The 20387-nt window shown below is 59.5% G+C and carries 18 protein-coding genes; 5 read left to right on the top strand and 13 right to left on the bottom strand.

What is annotated here, in order from left to right:
• The first annotated feature begins 37 nt into the window (after nt 1-37).
• A complete protein-coding gene (locus AB4P97_RS17500) occupies nt 38-1072 on the top strand; it encodes an alpha/beta fold hydrolase (protein ID WP_042560758.1) in 1035 nt (344 codons plus the stop codon).
• A 47-nt stretch (nt 1073-1119) separates the two neighbouring features.
• Here AB4P97_RS17500 and AB4P97_RS17495 read toward each other — a convergent pair whose 3' ends face one another.
• The 11 genes from AB4P97_RS17495 to AB4P97_RS17445 all read right to left on the bottom strand — a co-directional run bounded on the left by AB4P97_RS17495 (nt 1120) and on the right by AB4P97_RS17445 (nt 13599).
• Nucleotides 1120-1449, bottom strand: a complete 330-nt coding sequence (locus AB4P97_RS17495) for a GlpM family protein (protein ID WP_164488128.1) — start codon at nt 1447-1449, stop codon at nt 1120-1122.
• Nucleotides 1450-1457: 8 nt separating this feature from the next.
• Nucleotides 1458-2738, bottom strand: a complete 1281-nt coding sequence (locus tag AB4P97_RS17490; RefSeq protein WP_235378459.1) for a sigma-54 dependent transcriptional regulator — start codon at nt 2736-2738, stop codon at nt 1458-1460.
• Nucleotides 2739-2782: 44 nt separating this feature from the next.
• Entirely contained in the window at nt 2783-4684 is a 1902-nt protein-coding gene (locus AB4P97_RS17485) for a sensor histidine kinase (protein ID WP_042560755.1), read from the bottom strand.
• A gap of 155 nt (nt 4685-4839) precedes the next feature.
• Nucleotides 4840-5574 (bottom strand): amino acid ABC transporter ATP-binding protein, encoded by a 735-nt coding sequence (locus AB4P97_RS17480; protein WP_042560754.1) that lies wholly within the window; start codon nt 5572-5574, stop codon nt 4840-4842.
• Nucleotides 5571-6242 carry an amino acid ABC transporter permease gene (locus AB4P97_RS17475; protein ID WP_042560753.1) on the bottom strand — a complete coding sequence of 224 codons (672 nt, stop codon included), beginning with the start codon at nt 6240-6242 and terminating at the stop codon, nt 5571-5573. The genes AB4P97_RS17480 and AB4P97_RS17475 overlap by 4 nt, the downstream gene beginning before the upstream one ends.
• A complete protein-coding gene (locus AB4P97_RS17470) occupies nt 6242-6988 on the bottom strand; it encodes an amino acid ABC transporter permease (protein WP_042560752.1) in 747 nt (248 codons plus the stop codon). Before AB4P97_RS17470 ends, AB4P97_RS17475 begins: the two co-directional genes overlap by 1 nt.
• Nucleotides 6989-7178: 190 nt before the next feature.
• The gene (locus AB4P97_RS17465) at nt 7179-8093 is read right to left on the bottom strand and encodes a glutamate/aspartate ABC transporter substrate-binding protein (protein WP_042560751.1); all 915 of its coding nucleotides are present in this window, start codon (nt 8091-8093) and stop codon (nt 7179-7181) included.
• A gap of 393 nt (nt 8094-8486) precedes the next feature.
• Complete coding sequence (gene glpD / locus AB4P97_RS17460; RefSeq protein ID WP_042560750.1) at nt 8487-10022, bottom strand: glycerol-3-phosphate dehydrogenase; 1536 nt, start codon at nt 10020-10022, stop codon at nt 8487-8489.
• 294 nt (nt 10023-10316) lie between these two features.
• The gene (locus AB4P97_RS17455; RefSeq protein WP_007916700.1) at nt 10317-11072 is read right to left on the bottom strand and encodes a DeoR/GlpR family transcriptional regulator; all 756 of its coding nucleotides are present in this window, start codon (nt 11070-11072) and stop codon (nt 10317-10319) included.
• A gap of 95 nt (nt 11073-11167) precedes the next feature.
• On the bottom strand, nt 11168-12670 hold the full coding sequence (glpK, locus tag AB4P97_RS17450; RefSeq protein WP_042560749.1) for a glycerol kinase GlpK: 1503 nt from the start codon (nt 12668-12670) through the stop codon (nt 11168-11170).
• A gap of 77 nt (nt 12671-12747) precedes the next feature.
• Nucleotides 12748-13599, bottom strand: coding sequence for an MIP/aquaporin family protein (locus tag AB4P97_RS17445; RefSeq protein WP_395601403.1), 852 nt, complete (start codon nt 13597-13599; stop codon nt 12748-12750).
• 362 nt (nt 13600-13961) lie between these two features.
• Here AB4P97_RS17445 and ybaK point away from each other — a divergent pair, with 362 nt between their 5' ends.
• Complete coding sequence (ybaK, locus tag AB4P97_RS17440) at nt 13962-14432, top strand: Cys-tRNA(Pro) deacylase (protein WP_047302907.1); 471 nt, start codon at nt 13962-13964, stop codon at nt 14430-14432.
• 98 nt (nt 14433-14530) lie between these two features.
• Entirely contained in the window at nt 14531-15313 is a 783-nt protein-coding gene (locus AB4P97_RS17435) for a PhzF family phenazine biosynthesis protein (protein WP_395601402.1), read from the top strand.
• Nucleotides 15314-15392: 79 nt separating this feature from the next.
• Here AB4P97_RS17435 and AB4P97_RS17430 read toward each other — a convergent pair whose 3' ends face one another.
• Both AB4P97_RS17430 and argF read right to left on the bottom strand, forming a co-directional pair.
• Nucleotides 15393-16502, bottom strand: coding sequence for an ABC transporter ATP-binding protein (locus AB4P97_RS17430; RefSeq protein WP_273877580.1), 1110 nt, complete (start codon nt 16500-16502; stop codon nt 15393-15395).
• Nucleotides 16499-17419: an ornithine carbamoyltransferase gene (argF, locus tag AB4P97_RS17425; RefSeq protein ID WP_042560744.1), complete on the bottom strand. Its 921-nt coding sequence runs from the start codon at nt 17417-17419 to the stop codon at nt 16499-16501. Before argF ends, AB4P97_RS17430 begins: the two co-directional genes overlap by 4 nt.
• Nucleotides 17420-17823: 404 nt before the next feature.
• Here argF and AB4P97_RS17420 point away from each other — a divergent pair, with 404 nt between their 5' ends.
• Together AB4P97_RS17420 and AB4P97_RS17415 are read left to right on the top strand one after the other, a co-directional pair.
• Nucleotides 17824-18114, top strand: coding sequence for a hypothetical protein (locus tag AB4P97_RS17420; RefSeq protein ID WP_042560743.1), 291 nt, complete (start codon nt 17824-17826; stop codon nt 18112-18114).
• A gap of 134 nt (nt 18115-18248) precedes the next feature.
• Entirely contained in the window at nt 18249-20354 is a 2106-nt protein-coding gene (locus AB4P97_RS17415; RefSeq protein WP_395601401.1) for a molybdopterin oxidoreductase family protein, read from the top strand.
• The last annotated feature ends 33 nt before the right edge of the window (nt 20355-20387 follow it).

Raw genomic sequence — 20387 nt, 5'->3', positions numbered from 1 at the left:
TCGCGCTCTACTGGGGTTCTGTGTTTCGGTGTTTTTGATGATGAAGGGATGGTTTTCGATCGCGGCTGTTCTGGCCGCGATTTTTTTCGGCGTGCCGGCCTCTGCGGCGTCGCGATGCGATGTGAATGTGCCCACCGAGCGTGTCGATCTGGCGCAGGTCAGCCTGGCGTACCAGAGCATTGGCCGTGCTTCGGATCCGGCATTGCTGTTGGTGATGGGGCTGGGCGGGCAATTGATCCACTGGCCGGACGAAGTGGTCGAGGCGCTGTGTCAGCAGGGTTTTCGAGTGATTCGCTATGACAACCGTGATGTGGGTCTGTCGACCTGGCGTCAGGCACCGGCGGAGGCCAACCTGACCTTTGAAGTGCTGCGATACAAACTCGGTCTGCCAGTGGCGGCGCCTTACAGTTTGACCGACATGGCCGACGATGCGCTGGGGCTGATGACGGCCCTGCATGTCGAGCAATTCCATGTGCTGGGCGCCAGCATGGGCGGGATGATTGCTCAGCACATGGCGGCCATGGCGCCGCAGCGGGTTGAGAGTCTGACGCTGATCATGACCAGTTCCGGCGCTGAAGGTTTGCCGGCGCCCAGCGCGGCGCTGGTGCAGTTGCTGGCACGACGCGGTGCGCCGAACCGAGAAATGGCGCTGGAGCAGCAGGCAGATTTACTCGCGGCACTGGGCAGCCCGGCGGTCAGCGATGATCGCCAGGCATTGCTGCAGCAAGCGGCGGTTTCTTACGATCGCGCGTTCAATCCGGAAGGCGTCAAGCGCCAGATCATGGCGATACTGGCCGAGCCGAGTCGGGTGGCGCTGCTCAATCAGTTGCGCGTGCCGACGCTGGTGGTGCACGGCACGGCCGATCCGCTGCTGCCGGTCATGCATGGCGTGCATTTGGCCGCGCACATTCGCGGCAGTCAGTTGAGGTTGATTCCGGGGCTGGCCCACCGGTTTCAGGAAGCGTTCAAGGAACCGTTGCTGGCGGCGGTATTGCCGTATTTGCAGGCGCATCGTGAAGACAATTCGCATTGGGCGCAGATTGAGCCGGTGGTGGGGCGGAATCTGCTGTAGCCGCGTTACCTTCGTGAGCAGGCTCTCTCCCACACAGGGGGTAGACGTTAGCCATGTACGCGCACCCAAACAGAAACCAACACCGTCGCCGTCATCAACCAGGCCACCGCCGCCACGGCCAGCGAAGCCTCCAGCCGCATCCGGTCGACCATCACATACAACGTCGCCAGATACACAAAGTACGGAATGATCGACCACATCCCGAACACGATGGTGGTCTTCAGATCATCAACCGAGCGCCCCTTGCCGACGATGTAATGAGCAATCAGCGCAAACGTCGGGAACAGTGGCACCAACCCTGCGATGTAATAGTTTTTCGTCTTGGCCAGTGCCGCGAGAATCAACACAACCGCGGCACCGAGTGCCGCTTTCAGCAACAGATCCATCAGTGGCTCAACCCGTATTTTTTCACTTTGTCGAACAGTGTGGTCTTGGCCATGCCCAGTTCCAGGCTGGCCTGGGTCAGGTTGCCGCCGCTGCGTTGCAGCGCGTCGCTGAGCAGGTTGCGTTCGAAGGCTTCCACCGCTTCGGCAAATGCCAAACCCTGGCCCGCGCTGCCGGCACCGGTTTTCTTGAAGGCCGGCAAACCGAGGGCAAAACGCTCGGCGACGTTGCGCAGTTCACGCACGTTGCCCGGCCAGTCGTGGCTCATCAGGTGCGACAGAGTCTGGTTATCCATTTCCGGTAGTGCGCGGTCGAAGCGCAGGGCCGATTGCTGGGTGAAGTGTTCGAACAGTTGCAGGATGTCTTCGCGGCGTTCGCGCAATGGCGGCAACTCCAGCGTCACCACGTTGAGGCGGTAGTACAAGTCACTGCGGAATTCGCCGGCCTTGCTCGATTCGTCGAGGTCGGATTTGGTCGCCGCAATCACCCGGCAGTCCACCGCCACGCTCTGGTTGGAACCGAGGCGTTCGAGGGTGCGTTCCTGCAACACGCGCAGCAGTTTGATTTGCAGCGGCAGCGGCATGCTTTCCACTTCATCGAGGAACAGCGTGCCGCCGTCGGCGTGTTCGATCTTGCCGATGCGGCGCTTGCCGGCGCCGGTAAACGCGTTGGCCTCGTGACCGAAGATCTCGCTTTCGAAAAGGTTCTCCGGCAAGCCGCCGCAGTTCAGCGCTACGAACTGCTTGCTGTGTCGCCGACTGAAGTCGTGCAGGCAGCGGGCGACCAGTTCTTTACCGGTGCCGGTTTCGCCTTCGATCAAGACGTTGGCCGAGGTGTCGGCGACGTTGGCGATCAATTCGCGCAGGTTCTGCATGGCCGGCGAGCGCCCGATGATCCGGCCTTCAAGCGAATCCCGCTCGGCCAGTTGCCTGCGCAGCGACGAGACCTCACGGGCGAGGCTGCGTTGCTCCAGCGCACGGCGTGCAACATCGACCAGGCGTTCCGGCGAGAACGGTTTCTCCATGAAGTCGTAGGCGCCTTTCTGCATTGCGCCGACTGCCATGGAGATGTCGCCGTGCCCGGTGATCAGAACCACCGGCAAGCTGCGGTCGCGTTGCTTGAGCCGGGTCAGCAGTTCGAGGCCATCGATGCCGGGCAGGCGAATGTCGCTGATGACGATACCGGCAAAGTTGTCGCCGACGCGCTCCAGCGCTTCTTCTGCACTGCCGACGCCGATGCTGGGAATGTCTTCCAGCGTCAGCGCTTGCTGGCAGCCGAGCAACACATGGGGGTCGTCTTCGACGATCAATACACTGAGGTCTTGGTTCATATTGGCTCGGCAGGAGTAGGGCTTACCAACGGTAAACTGAGAACGAAAGTGGTACCGCCGCCACCAGGGTGTTCGACACCCAAATGTCCGCCGGTGGCGGCGGCAAGGCTGGCGGAAAGCGTCAGGCCCAGGCCCAGGCCTTGTTCACCGGGCTTGGTGGTAAAGAACGGTTCGAACAGATGCTTGCGCGCTTCGACGTCGACACCGTGGCCATTGTCGCGCACCCGCAGGCGATATTTGCCATTGAACTCTTCACCTTCCAGCCACAGTTGCGGCAGCGGTTGCGCCTGCATGGCGTCGAGGGCGTTGCCGATCAGGTTGACCAGAATCTGTTCGAGGCGGGTCTGGTCGATGTGCAACTGCACATCAATGAATTGCCGGTGCAGTTGCAGCGCCGGATTTTCCAGGCGCGCTCCGAGCAATTGCAGCGCCGCGTCCACGGCTTTGCCGAGGCTGGCCTGGCCCTGATTGTCACCACGCCGGGCAAACGATCGCAGGCTGGCGGTGATCCGGCCCATGCGGTCGATCAGGTCGTTGATGGTTTTCAGATTGGTGCTGGCGACATCGAGCTGGCCGCGCTCGAGAAAACGCACGGTATTGCCTGAGAGAGTGCGCATGGCCGCCAGCGGCTGGTTCAATTCGTGGGCGATGCTCGTGGACATCTGGCCGATGGCGGCGAGTTTGCCGGCCTGCACCAGTTCATCCTGGGCCCGGCGCAGCGTCTCTTCAGCCTGCCGGCGTTCGCGGATCTGACTCTTGAGTCGATCGTTGCTGGCACGCAGGTCGGCGGTGCGTTCGGTAATCCGACGCTCCAGTTGATTGTTGGCTTCCTGCAAGGCTTCGCGGGCGGCGAGGCGGGTGGCGATGACCTTGCGCCGCTCATTCCAGGCAATCAGCAGGAACGCCACCAGGGCAAATGCGACGGCGACCAGAATTCCTTGGTTGATCGCTTCGCGGCGCAAATCCTGAAGCGGCGTCAGCAGGGTGAAATTCCACGGTGTATCGCTAAGGGGCCGGGTCTGCGCCAGATAGCGGATGTCGTCTTCGTCGGAGTCGATTTCACTGTTGGACGGGAAGGTGAGTTTTTCCACGCCTTCGGACAAGGTTTCCCGGGCCAGCGGTTGCAGTTCGGTGAGCGGGAACCAGTAGTACTGCAAGCTGCGGGCGAGTTTCTCTTTGACTTCGTCGCTCAGCGGGATGACCGATTTGAGGCGTCTGGCCGGATCGCTGGACAGAATGATGATGCCGTTTTCATCGCTGACAAACGCTTCGAGGCGCGCCCGTTGCCAGCGTTCTTCCATGGCTTCGAGGCGCACTTTGACCACGGCGACGCCGATGATCTTGCCGTGTTCTTCCAGGCCATGGGCCAGGTAGTAGCCGGGTTCGCCGTTGGTGCTGCCGATCCCGTAGAAGCGGCCGGGTTCACCGCGTATGGCTTTTTGAAAATAAGCACGGAAGGACAGGTCTTCGCCCAGATAACTGTCGACATCGCGCCAGTTGCTGGTGGCCATCACGCGGCCGGTGGTGTCCATCACGTAGATGGCCCGACTGCGGCTGCGCCGGTTCAGGCCTTCAAGGTAATCGTTGACCGTTTTCCGGTGCTCCGGAGTCGGGTCGGCCAGCAATTGCGGGACACTGGTTTCCAGTTCCAGCAGGCTGGGGAGGTAGGTGTATTTGCTGATTTCGCTCTCGACGGCGCGGGCGTGCAGTTCCAGCTGACGCTGGCCATTCTCGCCAAGGCTGCGGATACCGAAATGTTCACTGGTCCAGAAGCCGATAAAACCCAGTCCGACCATCAGGGCGATGATCAGCGGCGGCAAGAACAGGTGACGAATCAGACGGGGCTTCACGGCAAGTGATGGCTTTGCTGCGCGATAAAGATTGGGGTCGCATTTCATCACAGATGCCTTGGGTCAACCAGCACACTTGCAGCAAGTACGCTGTCCCTGTGGGAGCTGGCTTGCCAGCGATAGCGCTCTATCAGTCGACATCATCTTCAACTGACAAGGCCCCATCGCGGGCAAGCCCGCTCCCACAGGTACTGCAGTGTTTTTTAGTGCTGCAAGATTTTCTCGAGGAAGTGCTGCGCGCGTTCGGAGCGGGCGCTGATATCGCCGAAGAACTCTTCTTTCGGGCAGTCTTCGATGATTTTGCCGGCGTCCATGAAGATCACGCGGTCAGCCACTTTGCGCGCGAAGCCCATTTCGTGGGTCACGCACATCATGGTCATGCCTTCCTGGGCCAGTTGCACCATTACGTCGAGCACTTCGTTGACCATTTCCGGGTCGAGCGCCGAGGTCGGTTCGTCGAACAGCATGACGATCGGGTCCATCGCCAGAGCACGGGCAATCGCCACGCGCTGTTGCTGACCGCCGGACAATTGGCCCGGATGCTTGTGGGCGTGAGCCGACAGGCCGACGCGCTCCAGCAGTTGCAGACCTTTTTTGGTCGCCTCTTCCTTGCTGCGGCCCAACACCTTGATCTGCGCGATGGTCAGGTTTTCGGTGATGGTCAGGTGCGGGAACAGTTCGAAATGCTGGAACACCATGCCCACGCGCGAGCGCAGTTTCGGCAGGTTGGTCTTCGGGTCGGCAATCGAAGTGCCGTCGACCACGATGTCGCCTTTCTGGAACGGTTCCAGCGCGTTGACGCATTTGATCAGGGTCGACTTGCCGGAACCCGACGGGCCGCAAACCACGATCACTTCGCCTTTTTTGACCTCGGTGCTGCAATCAGTCAGCACCTGGAAGTCCCCATACCACTTGTTGATGTTCTTGATAGAGATCATACGGCGAACCTTTTTTGCAGACGCTTGACCAGCAGCGAGGCGGCAAAGCTGATTGTGAAGTACACGAGACCTGCGAAGATCAGGAACTCATTGGAGCGGCCAATGATGTCGCCACTGGCGCGCGAGGCATTGAGGAAGTCCACCAGGCCCACGGTGTAAACCAGTGAGGTGTCCTGGAACAGAATGATGCTCTGTTGCAGCAACAGCGGGGTCATCTTGCGAAAGGCTTGCGGCAGGATGATCAGACGCATCATCTGTCCGTAGCTCATGCCCAGCGCTTGCGCCGCGCCCATCTGACCTTTGGGAATCGACTGCACACCGGCGCGGACGATTTCGCAGAAGTAAGCCGCTTCAAACATCATGAACGCGACGATGCATGAGGTGAACGCGCCGATCGGGGTGTCTTCGCCGGTGATCCAGCGCAGCACGAACGGCACCGCCAGATAGAACCAGGTGATCACCAGCAGCAGCGGGATCGAACGGAAATAGTTGACGTAGGCGCCGGCAACCCGCGACAGCAGTTTGCTCGAGGACAAACGCATCAGCGCCAGGATGGTGCCGAGAATGATCCCGCCCACCACGCCCATCGCCATCAGCTTGAGGGTCATCACCATGCCGTTCCACAAACCGGGAATGGCCGGGACGATGCCACTGAAATCAAATTCCATTATTTACCCCCCACGGAGATCAGGCCGGGCACGGCAACTTTCTTCTCGACCACGCGCATCAGCAGCATGAGGCTCATGTTCAGGGTGAAATAAATCAGGGTAGCGAGGGTGAACGCTTCAAACAGGTTGGCCGAGAACTCGGCGGTCTGTTTGGTCTGCGCGAGCAGCTCCATCAGCCCGATCAGCGAGGCCACGGAGGAGTTCTTGAAGACGTTCAAAAATTCCGAGGTAAGCGGCGGAATGATGATCCGGTAGGCCTGGGGCAGCAGCACGTTCCAGTAGATTTGCGGCAGCTTGAAGCCCATGGCGCGAGCGGCCGATTCCTGGCCACGCGGCAGCGCCTGGATGCCGGTACGCACTTGTTCGCAAACACGCGCGGCGGTGAACAGGCCCAGGCACACGACCACGCTCAGGTAAGCCGAGGTGGTTGGGTTGAGGTCCTGTTTGTACCACTCTTGCAGATCGGCGGGCAGCAGGTCGGGCACCAGGAAGTACCAGATGAACAGCTGCACCAGCAGCGGCACGTTACGGAACAGCTCGACATAGCAGGTCGCAATGCCCGACACGATGCGGTTCGGCACGGTGCGCATGACGCCCAGTATCGAGCCCAGCAGCAGAGCGATGATCCAGGCCACGATGGCGATGGCGATGGTCCAGCCCAGACCGGAAATGAACCAGTCGAGATAGGTCTCGCTGCCCACGCCGGTGGACTTGAAGAACACGCTCCAGTCCCAGTTGTAATTCATTAGGGTCTCCCCTCGATTCGATCGATATACAAGTGCCCGCCTGGGAAACTCCGTTCCCTCTGATCGTGAAGATCAGGCACACGCGATCGGCTCGACAGCCACCGGTTCGAGTGTTTCCAGAATGTGCCAGCAGGGAGTGACAAACTCCTGAAAGGGCCGAGCCCCTTCAGGAGATAAGGTTAGTCAGAAATCAGGATTTCTTGTCGTCAGCCGCTTTATCGGTCGGATTGGCGATCAGAGCCTTGAGCTCGTCGCTCATCGGGAAGTTCAGGTTCAGGCCTTTTGGTGGAATCGGCGCCATGAACCACTTGTCGTAGATCTTGGTGATCGCGCCCGATGCGTAGGTCGCCTTGATGGCGTCATCCACAGCCTTTTTGAACGGCTCGTCGCCTTTGCGCATCATGCAGCCGTAGATTTCGTAGGACTGTGGAGTGCCGGTCACGGCCCAGTCGGTGGCTTTCTTGGCCTTGGCCGCTTCGCCGGCCAGCAGTGCGTCGTCCATCATGAACGCAACGGCACGACCCGATTCCAGCATCTGGAAGGATTCACCGTGGTCTTTGGCGGAGATGACGTTCATGCCCATCTGCTTGTCGGCATTCATCGCCTTGAGGATGCGCTCGGACGTGGTGCCGGCGGTGGTCACGACGTTCTTGCCTTTGAGGTCGTCGAAATCCTTGTACTTGGAGTCAACCTTGGACAGCAGACGGGTACCGATTTCGAAGATGCCGACGGAGAAGTCAACCTGCTGCTGACGCTCGACGTTGTTGGTGGTGGAGCCGCACTCGACGTCCACGGTGCCGTTCTGCACCAGCGGGATACGGGTTTGCGAGGTCACCAGGTTGTATTTGACCTGCAGGTTTGGAAGGTCGAGGTCTTTCTTGATCGCTTCTACGATAGCCAGCTGGATATCGTGGGAGTAGCCGACCGGTTTGCCGGAGGCATCAGCGATGTAGGAAAACGGGATGGAGGCATCGCGGTGGCCCAGGGTGATGACACCGGACTCTTTGATCTTCTTCAGGGTGCCGGTGAGTTCGGCAGCGAAAACTGGCGTGCTGATCAGAGCGGCAGCAATGGCTGCGCCCAGGATATGGGGAACGATGCGCATCAAATTTTCCTCGACATTGTTTTTTTTATGGAGCCAGTTTGTCGGCCCTTTTGTGCTTCGAATGCCTGACGGCTCCTGCAGTGTTGGCACAGCAGGCATTCGTCGAGAGAGTGTAGAGCATGAGTCGTGCCATACCAGTCGGTAACACCTAAGGCTCTGATTTATAACGCTATTAAAATTTTATGGCAGTTTTTTGTGGCGTATCTGATCCGGTTAACCGAATCGACCGCAAAGTCGCGTTCGGAAAACCGAATGGTTGGAGGCCTCTTACCCTGGCCCTTCCGAAACGTTGGACCGCGCAGAGGGGAGAGGGCCGGGGTGAGGCAACTGAACCCACATAAAAAAGCCCCTGAATCTCACAATTCAGGGGCTTTCATTTAAGCGATGGTTATATCAAGCCGCTTCAATCTTGCGATTCTGCTCGACCTTGCCCAGATACGCCGCCAGTTTCTCCTGCTCGGCGGGCGTAGTGAACAGCCCCAGCTTGCTGCGACGCCACAGAATATCGTGCGCGGTCGTTGCCCACTCTTCGCTGCACAGGTAGTCGACCTCGCGGGTGTAGAGCCCGCCACCAATGTGTTCACCCATGTCCGCGAGGGTTTCCACGCCTTCGAGCATGCGCCAGGTGCGGCTGCCGTAGGTGGTGGACCAGCGGCGGGCGATCTCGGTTGGCACGAAGTCGAATTTGTCGCGGATCAACGCGCTCAAGGCCTGCGGGGTAGTCATGTCTTCGCCGCCTGGCAGGGTCGCCGAAGCCGTCCAGCTCGGGCGCATCTGGGTGAAGTGCGGCATCAACTGCGCCATCGCCGACTCGGCGAGTTTGCGGTAGGTGGTCAGCTTGCCGCCGAATACCGACAGCAGCGGTGCTTCTTCACCGCCACCCGACAATGCCAAGGTGTAATCGCGAGTCACGGCCGACGGGTTATCGGACTCGTCGTTGCACAGCGGACGCACACCCGAGTAGCTGTGCTGGATGTCGTCGCGGCTGACTTGTTTCTTGAAGTGTGCGTTGACCACTTTCAGCAGGTAATCGGTTTCGCCGTCGGTGATCGCCACTTTGGCTGGATCGCCGGTGTACTCGCGGTCGGTGGTGCCGATCAAGGTGAAGTGATTCAGGTACGGAATGGTGAAAACGATGCGCTGATCTTCGTTTTGCAGAATGTGCGCATGTTCGCCTTCATACAGCTTCGGCACGATGACGTGGCTGCCCTGAATCAGACGGATGCCGTATGGCGATTCCATCTTCAGGTCGTCGCGAATGAACTTGGCAACCCATGGACCCGCGGCGTTGACCAGTGCTTTGGCAGTGATCGAGAACAGGCTGCCGTCGGCGCGCTCAAGATTCAGATGCCACAAACCTTTGGCGCGGCGGGCGCTGACGCAACGGGTCTGGGTGTGCACATGGGCGCCTTTTTCCCGCGCAGCCATGGCGTTCAGCACCACGAGGCGGGCGTCGTCGACCCAGCAATCGGAGTATTCGAAGCCTTTGGTGATTTCGCTTTTCAGTGCGCTGTCGGCGCCGAACTTAAGACTGCGCGAGCCTGCAAGTTTTTCGCGCTTGCCGAGGTTGTCGTACAGGAACAGACCGGCACGAATCATCCACGCCGGACGCAGGTGCGGACGGTGCGGCAGCACGAAGCGCATCGGCTTGACGATGTGCGGCGCCTTGGCCAGCAACACTTCGCGCTCAGCCAGCGCTTCACGCACCAAGCGGAACTCGTAATGTTCGAGATAGCGCAGACCACCGTGGATCAGCTTGCTGCTGGCCGACGAGGTGTGGCTGGCCAAATCATCTTTTTCGCAAAGAAACACCGAGAGACCGCGACCGGCGGCATCCGCTGCGATCCCCACCCCATTGATCCCGCCACCGATGACGGCGATATCGTAGATCTCGGAGATAGGGGGCGTACGCAAGGTAGATGTGGACATCGGCTGGCCTCGGGCTCTTGTGATTTTCTATATTTGAATTCGAACATTAATGTTCATTTGCGAAAATGGTAGCCCATAAACACGCGCACAGCCAGTCGCATTCGATTGAAAAAACTCATCGAAGGGCCGTTAAAGGAAAATTTCCGAACATTAAGTGCGCGAAGGGGCGCTAGAGGTGTGCTGTTTACTCGATTGCATTCGCGAGCAGGCTCGCTCCCACAGTTTGAAATGCATTCCAATGTGGGAGCGAGCCTGCTCGCGAAGGCGTCGGCGCAGCAAATGAAGATTAGGGGGCTAAACGACTTCCAGGCGAATCTTGTGCTGGCTCAACAACTGCGCCAATGCCGGCACCGGTTGCTGGTCGGTCACCAGGCAATCAATCAGGCTGATCGGCCCGAGCCGGATCATCGCGTTACGCCCGAACTTGCTCGAGTCCGCCGCCAGAATCACCTGGCGTGCATTGGCGATGATCGCCTGCGAAACCCGGACTTCCTGATAATCGAAGTCGAGCAGGCTGCCGTCCTCGTCGATACCACTGATACCGACCAGGGCAAAATCAACCTTGAACTGATTGATGAAATCCACACTCGCCTGACCCACAACACCGCCATCGCGACGGACATTGCCACCGGTCAGCAGCACATCGAAATCATCCTTGGCACTGAGCATCGACGCCACGTGCAGGTTATTGGTGATGATTTTCAGGTGGTTGTGGTTGAGCAGGGCGCGGGCAATCGACTCGGTGGTGGTGCCGATGTTGATAAACAGCGAGGCATGATCGGGAATCTGTGCGGCGATGGCTTCACCAATGCGTTGTTTTTCATCGCGCATCTGATCGGCGCGCATCGCATAGGCAGTGTTTTCGACGCTGGAATCATAGGCAGCGCCGCCGTGGTAACGACGCAGCAGATTGGCTTCCGCGAGCTGATTGATGTCGCGGCGGATGGTTTGCGGGGTAACAACGAACAGCGTAGCCATTTCCTCGATGCTCACATAGCCGCGTTCGCGGACCAGCTCGAGGATTTGCTGCTGACGGGGAGGCAGATTCATGGGGCTTCCTTTGGGCTGCCGTGCAAAATTTGCCCATGATGCCGCAGGAATCTCCTCCCGACCAGTTTCCAGCTTTAGTCAGTCCTCAGACTGGCTTATTCGGCGTCCTCACGCGCCCAGTCACGGGTGCGGCTGACGGCTTTTTTCCAGCCTTTGTACAGCTTCTCTTTCTCGACTTCGTCCAGGCTCGGTTCGAACTCACGCTCGATCACCGCTTTGCCACGCAGTTCATCCAGGCTGCCCCAGAAGCCGCATGCCAGACCGGCCAGATACGCCGCGCCCAGTGCCGTGGTTTCGCGCATTTGTGGGCGCTCGACCTGGGTGCCGAGGATGTCGGCCTGGAACTGCATGAGGAAGTTGTTCGCCACCGCGCCGCCGTCTACGCGCAGGGCCTTCAGGCGTTCGCCAGAGTCCTGTTGCATGGCGTCGAGGACGTCGCGGGTCTGGTAGGCGATCGATTCCAGCGCGGCGCGGATGATGTGATCCACGCGTACGCCGCGAGTCAGGCCGAACAGCGCGCCACGGGCATACGGGTCCCAGTAGGGAGCGCCGAGACCGGTAAAGGCCGGTACCAGGTACACGCCGTTGCTGTCCTTGACCTTGTTGGCGAAGTATTCGGTGTCGTGGGCGTCGTTGATGATTTTCAGCTCATCGCGCAGCCACTGCACAGTCGAGCCGCCGTTGAATACCGCACCTTCCAGCGCATAAGCGACTTCGCCGCGCGGGCCGCAAGCGATGGTGGTGAGCATGCCGTGCTTGGATTTCACTGCCTTGTCGCCGGTGTTCATCAGCAGGAAGCAGCCGGTGCCATAGGTGTTTTTCGCTTGGCCCGGCTCAACGCACATCTGGCCGAACAACGCCGCTTGCTGGTCACCGGCGATACCGCCGATGGCAATGCCGCTTTTGGTGCGGCCATAGATCTCGGACGAGGCTTTCACTTCCGGGAGCATTTCGCGCGGGATGTCGAGGATCTCCAGCATCTTCGCGTCCCACTCAAGCGAATGAATGTTGAAGAGCATGGTGCGTGAGGCGTTGGTGTAGTCGGTGACGTGCACCTTGCCGCCAGTGAATTTCCAGATCAGCCAGCTATCGATGGTACCGAACAGCAATTCGCCGTTGCGCGCACGCTCGCGGCTGCCTTCGACGTTGTCGAGGATCCACTTCAATTTGGTGCCGGAGAAGTACGGGTCGGTGACCAGGCCCGTGGTGTCACGGATGTACTCTTCGTGGCCATCGCGCTTGAGCTGCTGGCAGATCTCGGTGCTGCGGCGGCACTGCCAGACGATGGCGTTGTAGACCGGACGGCCGGTGGTCTTGTCCCAGACTACGGTGGTTTCACGCTGGTTGGTGATGCCGATGGCGGCGACCTGATCGTGATGCAGACCGGCCTGGGCCAGCGCTTCGACCATCACTGCGCTCTGGGTGGCGAAGATTTCCATCGGGTCGTGTTCGACCCAGCCGGCTTGCGGGTAATGCTGGGCGAATTCGCGTTGCGCGGTGCAAACCACGTTCGCATCGCGGTCGAAAATGATCGCGCGGGAGCTGGTTGTACCCTGATCGAGGGCAATGATGTAGTTCTTATTCTGAATGTCGGTCATGTCGATTGCCTTGGACGAAATAAGGGAGAGTGGGCCGTGGCGCAGGTTCTAAAGGGCAGGAACCCGCGCCGACTGTTTCAAGAAGTTCTTGGTTTGCCGTCAATGGCCGGTTCTGCATCCTTTGTAGCAGGTGTGGCGCCGGTCAGGTGACGGGCGATGAGCCCGCGATACCCGGCAGCGCCGAGGCAGGCACCGACAATCGGTGCAAAAATCGGAATCAGGAAATACGGAATATCACGGCCGCCAGTGAAGGAAATTTCACCCCAGCCCGCAAAGAAAGTCATCAGTTTCGGACCAAAATCACGCGCAGGGTTCATCGCAAAACCGGTCAGCGGGCCCATAGAACTGCCGATCACCGCGATCAGCAAACCGATCAGAAGCGGTGCCATCGGGCCTTTCGGCAAGCCATTGTTGTCATCGGTCAGGGCCATGATCACGCCCATCAGGATCGCGGTAATGATCATCTCGACCAGGAACGCCTGGGCGGTCGACAGCACCGGGTTCGGGAATGTCGAGAACACCGACGCCAGCTCAAGGCTGGCGGCCGAGCCACGAACCAGTTGATGGGTTTGTTCGAAATCGAAGAAAAGGTTGCTGTACAGCGTGTAAACCAACAGTGCACCGCAGAAGGCGCCGGCAATTTGCGAGAGGATGTAGAACGGCAGTTTGCGCTTTTCGAAGTCAGCGAAGATTGTCAGGGCGATGCTCACGGCAGGGTTCAGGTGCGCGCCGGAAACACCGGCAGTGAGGTAGATCGCCATGCTCACGCCGACGCCCCAGATGATGCTGATTTCCCACAGGCCGAAGCTGGCGCCCGCGACTTTGAGCGCGGCGACACAACCGGTGCCGAAGAAGATCAGGAGTGCAGTACCCAGGAACTCGGCCATGCATTGGCCCGAGAGCGATGGTTGCTGTAAAGCAGTTGTCATTGAAAACCTCGATTTTTGTTGTTGTCTGGCGCGTTGCCAACAGGGCAAGGCGCGATCTTCTCCGAGGCAGGATCCCCATCCTGTTCCCGGTTTACTGCTGGGTGCTGTAATAACCGTAATTCTTACATTATTCAGATTCGAAAAAATATAGACAAGAAACAAAGCTGTCAAAGGTCGAAAGTGAACTGTCGGTCACAATGTAACTATTCGTGGTGTGAATGATTGCGTGCCGTCGGCGCAGTGATGCGTGCTCGGAATGCTGGCAGGCCGCGGGAAACGTGGCCTGGAATAGAGCCTTTTGTGATGTGATGGCCTAGAATCCGGCGCAGGAATTTCCTGCCACTGCCGAGCCTGGAGTTGCCATGACCCCTGCGTTGGACCTGTTGAAAAAAGTTCGTGCCGAACATCGCGTGCACAGTTACGAACATGATCCGAAGGCCGCGTCTTATGGGCTGGAGGCCGCAGAGAAGCTTGGTCTCGAGCCTGCGCAGGTGTTCAAGACGCTGCTGGCGGCCAGTGAAAAAGGCGAACTGCTGGTAGCGGTGGTGCCGGTCGTCGGAAGCCTCGACCTCAAGGGCTTGGCCCATGCCGCTGGCGTGAAAAAAGCCGAGATGGCAGACCCGGCGGCGGCTCAGCGCTCCACTGGGTATTTGTTGGGGGGTATCAGCCCTTTGGGGCAGAAAAAGCGCCTGCGCACCTTTATTGATAATTCAGCCCACGGTTTTGCTTCTATTTATGTCAGCGCCGGTCGGCGAGGGCTGGAGGTCGAGTTGGCGCCGACAATTCTCGCCGAACATACCCAGGCGAAATTTGCCGATATTGGTCGAGCGTGACAGTCACCTGCGCTGTATGAAGAAATTTCGCCGGATCTGTCACTGGCGCTGATTTCATCGCGGTTGCATGCTCTGCCGACTGACTCAGGGAGAAGGTTATGCAGCTCGAATTTCATCAGGTCGACGCGTTCAGTGATCGGCCGTTCAGTGGCAATCCGGCGATGGTCTATCGGCTCGATGCGTGGCTCGCCGATGAGTTGATGCAGAAAATCGCCGCCGAACACAATCTGGCGGAAACCGCGTTTATGGTGCGTGAAGGCCAGGCTTGGCATATCCGCTGGTTTACCCCGACCACCGAAGTGTCGTTGTGCGGTCACGCGACGCTGGCCAGCGCTTATGTTCTGTTCGAAATCTACAAGGAAAATGCTGAACGTATCGACTTCACCTGCAAGTCCGGGCCGCTGAGCGTAAGCCGTGAGGAGGGCCGCCTGTGGCTGGATTTTCCCTCGATTGTGCCGTCGGAGATTGGTGTGACGCTGGATGTCGAGCGTGCGCTGGGTGTCGAGGCGGTGGATGTGCTGGGCTCCAACGAACTGTTCGTGGTGCTTGAATCGGAGCAGGCGGTGCTCGAGTGCACGCCGGACATGGTCGCGTTGGCCAAACTGCCGTGGCTGGGCGCTATCGTCACTGCGCGCGGCAATCAGCACGATTTCGTCTCGCGTTATTTCGCTCCGGCGATTGGCATCAATGAAGACCCGGTGACCGGTTCGACTCATTGCAGCCTGATCCCTTACTGGTCGAAGCGTCTGGGCAAGTCGAGCCTGACCGCGTGTCAGCGTTCGGCACGAGGCGGAGAGTTGTTCTGTCGGTTCGAGGGGGAGCGGGTGAAGATTGGCGGGAATGCGACGCTGGTTGCGAGCGGCACATTAGTGTTGGGTTGAGAAACGAAAAGATCGCAGCCTGCGGCAGCTCCTACAGGGATCACTGTAGGCGCTGCCCAAAGCTGCGATCTTTTGGTCGTCAGAGAGCGGTGCTGTAGCGCCTAACGCCGTTTTCCACCGCGGGAATCTGCGCCGCCGTGCTACCCGAGGCCTGGAACAACACCAGATGTTCGGCCGCAACGCGAATACCGACTTCAGCACCGACCTGATGATCTGCGTGGCTCGGGAAAATCGATTCAAGTTGTGCACCGGTCGGCAGTTGCAGACGATACAGCGTCGATGCGCCCTGGAACGTCTTGCCCACAATGTGCGCCTTCAGCGGGCTATCCGGCGCATATACGATGTCATCCGGACGCAGCAACACATCCACCGCGCCGCCAATTGGCCAGGTATAAGCCCGATTGCCGCGCAGTTCGCCAAGTTCGGTCTGCACCGATTCCGGGCTTGCGAGCTGGCCGCGAATGAAATAGCCCTGACCGATAAAACTGGCCACGAACTGGGTTGCCGGTTCGTGATACAGGTTGTACGGCGTATCCCATTGCTCCAGTCGACCTTCCTTGAAAACGCCGACGTGATCGCTCACGGCGAAGGCTTCTTCCTGGTCGTGGGTTACCAGAATCGCGCTGGTGCCACGAGCCTTGAGAATGTCGCGCACTTCGTGGCTGAGCTTGCGTCGCAGTTCGCCATCGAGGTTGGAGAATGGTTCATCAAGCAGCAGTAATTGCGGCTCTGGCGCCAAGGCGCGGGCGAGGGCTACGCGCTGTTGCTGGCCACCGGAGAGCTCGTGCGGGAAGCGCTTGCCGAGGTTTTTCAGGTTGACCAGTTCCAGCAGCTCTTCGGTGACGCGCGTTTTGTTCGGGTGCTTGCGAATGCCAAAGGCAATGTTGTCCGCAACACTCAGGTGCGGAAACAGCGCGTAGTCCTGAAACACCATGCCAATCCGGCGTTTCTCGGGCGCCAGGGTGAAACCGGCGCTGGAAATGGTCTCGCCGCCCAGGGTGATTTCGCCCTCATGCACCGGTTCGAAACCGGCAATCGCGCGCAGGGTGGTGGTCTTGCCGCAGCCGGACGAGCCGAGCAGGCAACCGATGTCACCGGCGTTGAGGTGCAGATTAAGGTTCTGCACCACACGTTGGTCCTGATAGCCGCAAGCGAGGTTGCGCAGGTTCAGCAGTAATTCATGGCTCATGCGTGGTGATATGCCGGTTCGACGAGGAACTCGAGCAAGGCCTTCTGTGCGTGGAGACGGTTTTCTGCCTGATCCCAAGCGACGGAGCGCGGGTCATCCAGCAGGTCGAGACTGATTTCTTCGCCACGGTGCGCGGGCAGGCAATGCAGGAACAGCACGTCCTCGGCCGCGAGGTCGAGCAGGGCACGATTGACCTGGAACGGTGCGAACAACTTGAGGCGCTTGGCGGTTTCCTCTTCCTGGCCCATGGAGGTCCAGACGTCGGTGCTCACCAGGTGTGCACCGCGCACGGCATCCTTTGGATCGCGGACGATGGTCACACGATCGCCGGCATTGGCGACGAATTCCGGGTTGGGCTCGTAGCCTTCCGGGCAGGCGATGCGCAGCTGGAAGTCGAACTGGATCGCCGCTTCTATATAGCTGTTGCACATGTTGTTGCCGTCGCCGATCCAGGCGACGGTCTTGCCCTGGATCGAGCCACGATGTTCAAGAAAAGTCTGCATGTCGGCCAGCAACTGGCACGGGTGCAGGTCATCGGACAGGCCGTTGATCACCGGCACGCGCGAGTTGGCGGCAAATTCGGTGAGCGTGCTGTGCGCGAACGTACGGATCATCACCGCATCAAGCATGCTCGACATGACGATGGCGCAGTCGCCGATCGGCTCGCCACGGCCCAGTTGCGTGTCGCGCGGCGAAAGAAAGATCGCCTGACCGCCGAGCTGGATCATGCCGGCCTCGAACGAGATCCGGGTGCGGGTCGAGGATTTCTCGAAGATCATCCCCAGCACGCGGTTTTTCAGAGGCTCGAACAGTACGCCGCGGTTACGCAGGTCCTTGAGCTCAACGCCTCGACGGATCACGCTGACCAGCTCTTCGGGCGTGCAATCCATCAGGGAGAGAAAGTGCCTTGCGCTCATCATTGACTACCTTTTGCTACAAACCGCAGATGCTCAAAGCCTTGTTTAACGGAACAACGGGCGAGACCTGCGGCGTAAGCCGCACAGGGGCGACGAAATAGGGGGAGGCGCGATATTGACACTAAATGTCGCGTTTTTCCAATAGGCTACGGTTTTTGCGGGATTCGGAGGGCGGACGGCAAGTTGCAGTCGCGCATTTGAAGCCGGGTTCAGGACAGCAGCGAGCCTCTTTGTACACTGGCCTTACCGGGCTTGGCAATCAGGCGTGGCGGGTATGGCGCCACGCAGGTCGGTTTGATACCGGGTGATCGCGCAATCGATTGGTCGGATGTTCGCGTTGAAACATTTGCTAAAGCAAAGTGCTGAGTTATAAATAGCCTTCGAGCGACGCAGGAAGCCTCCGCATGGAATCGAAAGAACAACTGTTAATGGATTTGCTGGGCCATACGGCTCGCTCCTTGACCCATCTCACCGCTTCAATGACCTCGATGTCCTTCGAACTGCTGCGCAGCGAGGACGAAGTGGTCAAGGCTGCCAGCCGTCAAATGATCGATCGCATGGCGACCATCAGTACCGGGCTCGACGAGCATTGGCGCCTGATCGGCGAACTCACCGGTGTGCACATCGCCCACGAGCAGATCGAAACCATTCAGGAAATCCAGTTGGCGCCGCCACCCACTCTGCCGATCAATTGATCGCGTCGGGCTATCGGCTCGCCTGATGGCCGCCGATTCACAAGACGAACGTCGCTGGCGCCGTTTCGGCACACGGGCCATAGTTTTGTTCCCGCAGGCGTTGTTGCCTGCCCAGAACAAAACAGAGACTGGCCATGACCAAGACTCTTCATCACCGTGCCTGCCACCTGTGTGAAGCCATTTGCGGCTTGACCATCGAGACCACCGAAACCGATGGCGCTGTCGCGATCACATCGATCAAGGGTGATGCCCTCGATACCTTCAGTCGTGGGCACATCTGCCCCAAGGCTGTGGCCCTGCAAGACATTCAGAACGACCCGGATCGCCTGCGCCAGCCGATGCGGCGGGTTGGCAGCGAATGGCTGCCGATCGAGTGGGACGAGGCATTTGCACTGGTGGCCGAGCGTCTGGCGGCGATCCAGGAGCGGCATGGGCAGAATTCGGTGGCCGTGTATCAGGGCAACCCGAGCGTGCATAACTATGGGCTGATGACCCACAGCAATTACTTCCTCGGTCTGTTGAAAACCCGTAACCGGTATTCCGCGACATCGGTCGATCAACTGCCCCATCACCTCAGCAGTTACCTGATGTACGGCCACGGCTTGCTGCTGCCGATCCCCGATATCGATCACACCGATTTCATGCTGATCCTGGGCGGCAATCCTCTCGCCTCGAACGGCAGCATCATGACGGTGCCCGACGTCGAAAAACGCCTTAAGGCGATTCAGGCACGCGGCGGCAAAGTGGTGGTGGTCGATCCGCGACGCAGTGAAACGGCGGCCATTGCCGATCAGCATTTGTTCGTGCGTCCCGGGGGCGATGCGGCGTTGTTGTTTGGGTTACTCAACACGTTGTTTAGCGAGGGATTGTCCCGCGACAGCCATTTGCCGGTGGATGGCCTGGACGAAGTGCGCGCGGCCGTTTCGACGTTTACCGCCGAAGCCATGAGCCCGCTGTGCGCGGTGCCCGCCGAGCAAATCCGCCAATTGGCCCGCGACTTCGCCGCCGCGCCGAGTGCGGTTTGTTATGGACGGATGGGCGTTTCCACCCAGGCGTTCGGCACGTTGTGCCACTGGGTGGTGCAGTTGATCAATCTGGTCACCGGCAATCTGGATCGCGTTGGCGGGGCCCTGTGCACAGAGCCCGCAGTGGATCTCGTGGCGTCGACCTCGGGCGGGCATTTCAACAAATGGCAAAGTCGTGTTTCCGGGCGTCCTGAGTATGGCGGCGAATTGCCGGTGTCGGCGCTGGCTGAAGAAATGCTCACCGCAGGCGAAGGGCAGATTCGTGCGCTGATCACCGTGGCCGGCAATCCGGTGCTGTCGACGCCCAATGGACGGCAGCTCGAACAAGCGCTGGACGGTCTGGAGTTCATGGTCAGCATTGACCTGTACATCAACGAAACCACGCGCTATGCCGACCTGATTCTGCCGTCGACTTCGGCGCTGGAGAACGACCACTACGACACCACGTTCAACCTGTTCGCGGTGCGCAACGTCACCCGTTTCAATCGGGCGATCCTCGGCAAACCCGAGGGCGCATTGCATGACTGGGAAATCTTTGTCGGTCTGGCCAAGGCCTTCGCCGAGAAAACCGGCAAGGAACTGAAGCCGACCATGCCGCCGGCGAAGATGATCGACATGGGCCTGCGCATGGGGATGTACGGTGACGCCTCAGAGCAAAAGCTGTCCCTGGCCACTCTTTTCGATCATCCCCACGGAATAGATCTGGGCGCGTTGAAGCCTAATCTGGCCGCGCGCCTGAAAACGCCGAGTCAACGCGTACAGGCTGCGCCACCAGAGATCCTCGCTGACCTGGCGCGGTTCGCCGCCTTGCAGGCACCGGCCGCCGATGAACTGTTGATGATCGGTCGCCGGCATGTGCGCAGCAACAATTCGTGGATGCACAACTATCACCGTCTGGTGAAGGGCAAGCCGCGTCACCAGTTACTGATGCACCCGGATGACCTGGCCAGCCGCGGGCTCAATGATGGGCAGCTTGTGCGGGTGAGTTCGCGGGTCGGGCAGATTGAAGTGGAAGTGCTCGGCAGTCTCGACATGATGAAAGGCGTGGTCAGCCTGCCGCACGGTTGGGGGCATGCGCGTCCGGGTGTGCAGATGGCGATCGCCAGCAGTCAACCGGGATCGAGCGCCAATGACCTGACCGATGAATGTCAGCTCGACGAGTTGTCCGGGAACGCGGCGCTCAATGGTGTGCCGGTGACCGTGGCGGCGGCTTGAGCATGTCTGTCGGGGAGACCGAGCATGGCGCTC

The sequence above is a fragment of the Pseudomonas sp. A1230 genome (assembly GCF_044218825.1).
GTDB classification, from domain to species: Bacteria; Pseudomonadota; Gammaproteobacteria; order Pseudomonadales; family Pseudomonadaceae; genus Aquipseudomonas; species Aquipseudomonas iridis.
This window is presented reverse-complemented; position numbering and strand designations above follow the sequence as displayed.

Coding starts and splice junctions, on each gene's coding strand:
- AB4P97_RS17500 (WP_042560758.1), top strand. CDS start 38: ATGATGAAGGGATGGTTTTCGATCGCGGCTGTTCTGGCCGCGATTTTT.
- AB4P97_RS17485 (WP_042560755.1), bottom strand. CDS start 4,684: ATGAAATGCGACCCCAATCTTTATCGCGCAGCAAAGCCATCACTTGCC.
- AB4P97_RS17480 (WP_042560754.1), bottom strand. CDS start 5,574: ATGATCTCTATCAAGAACATCAACAAGTGGTATGGGGACTTCCAGGTG.
- AB4P97_RS17475 (WP_042560753.1), bottom strand. CDS start 6,242: ATGGAATTTGATTTCAGTGGCATCGTCCCGGCCATTCCCGGTTTGTGG.
- AB4P97_RS17470 (WP_042560752.1), bottom strand. CDS start 6,988: ATGAATTACAACTGGGACTGGAGCGTGTTCTTCAAGTCCACCGGCGTG.
- AB4P97_RS17465 (WP_042560751.1), bottom strand. CDS start 8,093: ATGCGCATCGTTCCCCATATCCTGGGCGCAGCCATTGCTGCCGCTCTG.
- glpD (WP_042560750.1), bottom strand. CDS start 10,022: ATGTCCACATCTACCTTGCGTACGCCCCCTATCTCCGAGATCTACGAT.
- AB4P97_RS17455 (WP_007916700.1), bottom strand. CDS start 11,072: ATGAATCTGCCTCCCCGTCAGCAGCAAATCCTCGAGCTGGTCCGCGAA.
- glpK (WP_042560749.1), bottom strand. CDS start 12,670: ATGACCGACATTCAGAATAAGAACTACATCATTGCCCTCGATCAGGGT.
- AB4P97_RS17445 (WP_395601403.1), bottom strand. CDS start 13,599: ATGACAACTGCTTTACAGCAACCATCGCTCTCGGGCCAATGCATGGCC.
- ybaK (WP_047302907.1), top strand. CDS start 13,962: ATGACCCCTGCGTTGGACCTGTTGAAAAAAGTTCGTGCCGAACATCGC.
- AB4P97_RS17435 (WP_395601402.1), top strand. CDS start 14,531: ATGCAGCTCGAATTTCATCAGGTCGACGCGTTCAGTGATCGGCCGTTC.
- AB4P97_RS17430 (WP_273877580.1), bottom strand. CDS start 16,502: ATGAGCCATGAATTACTGCTGAACCTGCGCAACCTCGCTTGCGGCTAT.
- argF (WP_042560744.1), bottom strand. CDS start 17,419: ATGAGCGCAAGGCACTTTCTCTCCCTGATGGATTGCACGCCCGAAGAG.
- AB4P97_RS17420 (WP_042560743.1), top strand. CDS start 17,824: ATGGAATCGAAAGAACAACTGTTAATGGATTTGCTGGGCCATACGGCT.
- AB4P97_RS17415 (WP_395601401.1), top strand. CDS start 18,249: ATGACCAAGACTCTTCATCACCGTGCCTGCCACCTGTGTGAAGCCATT.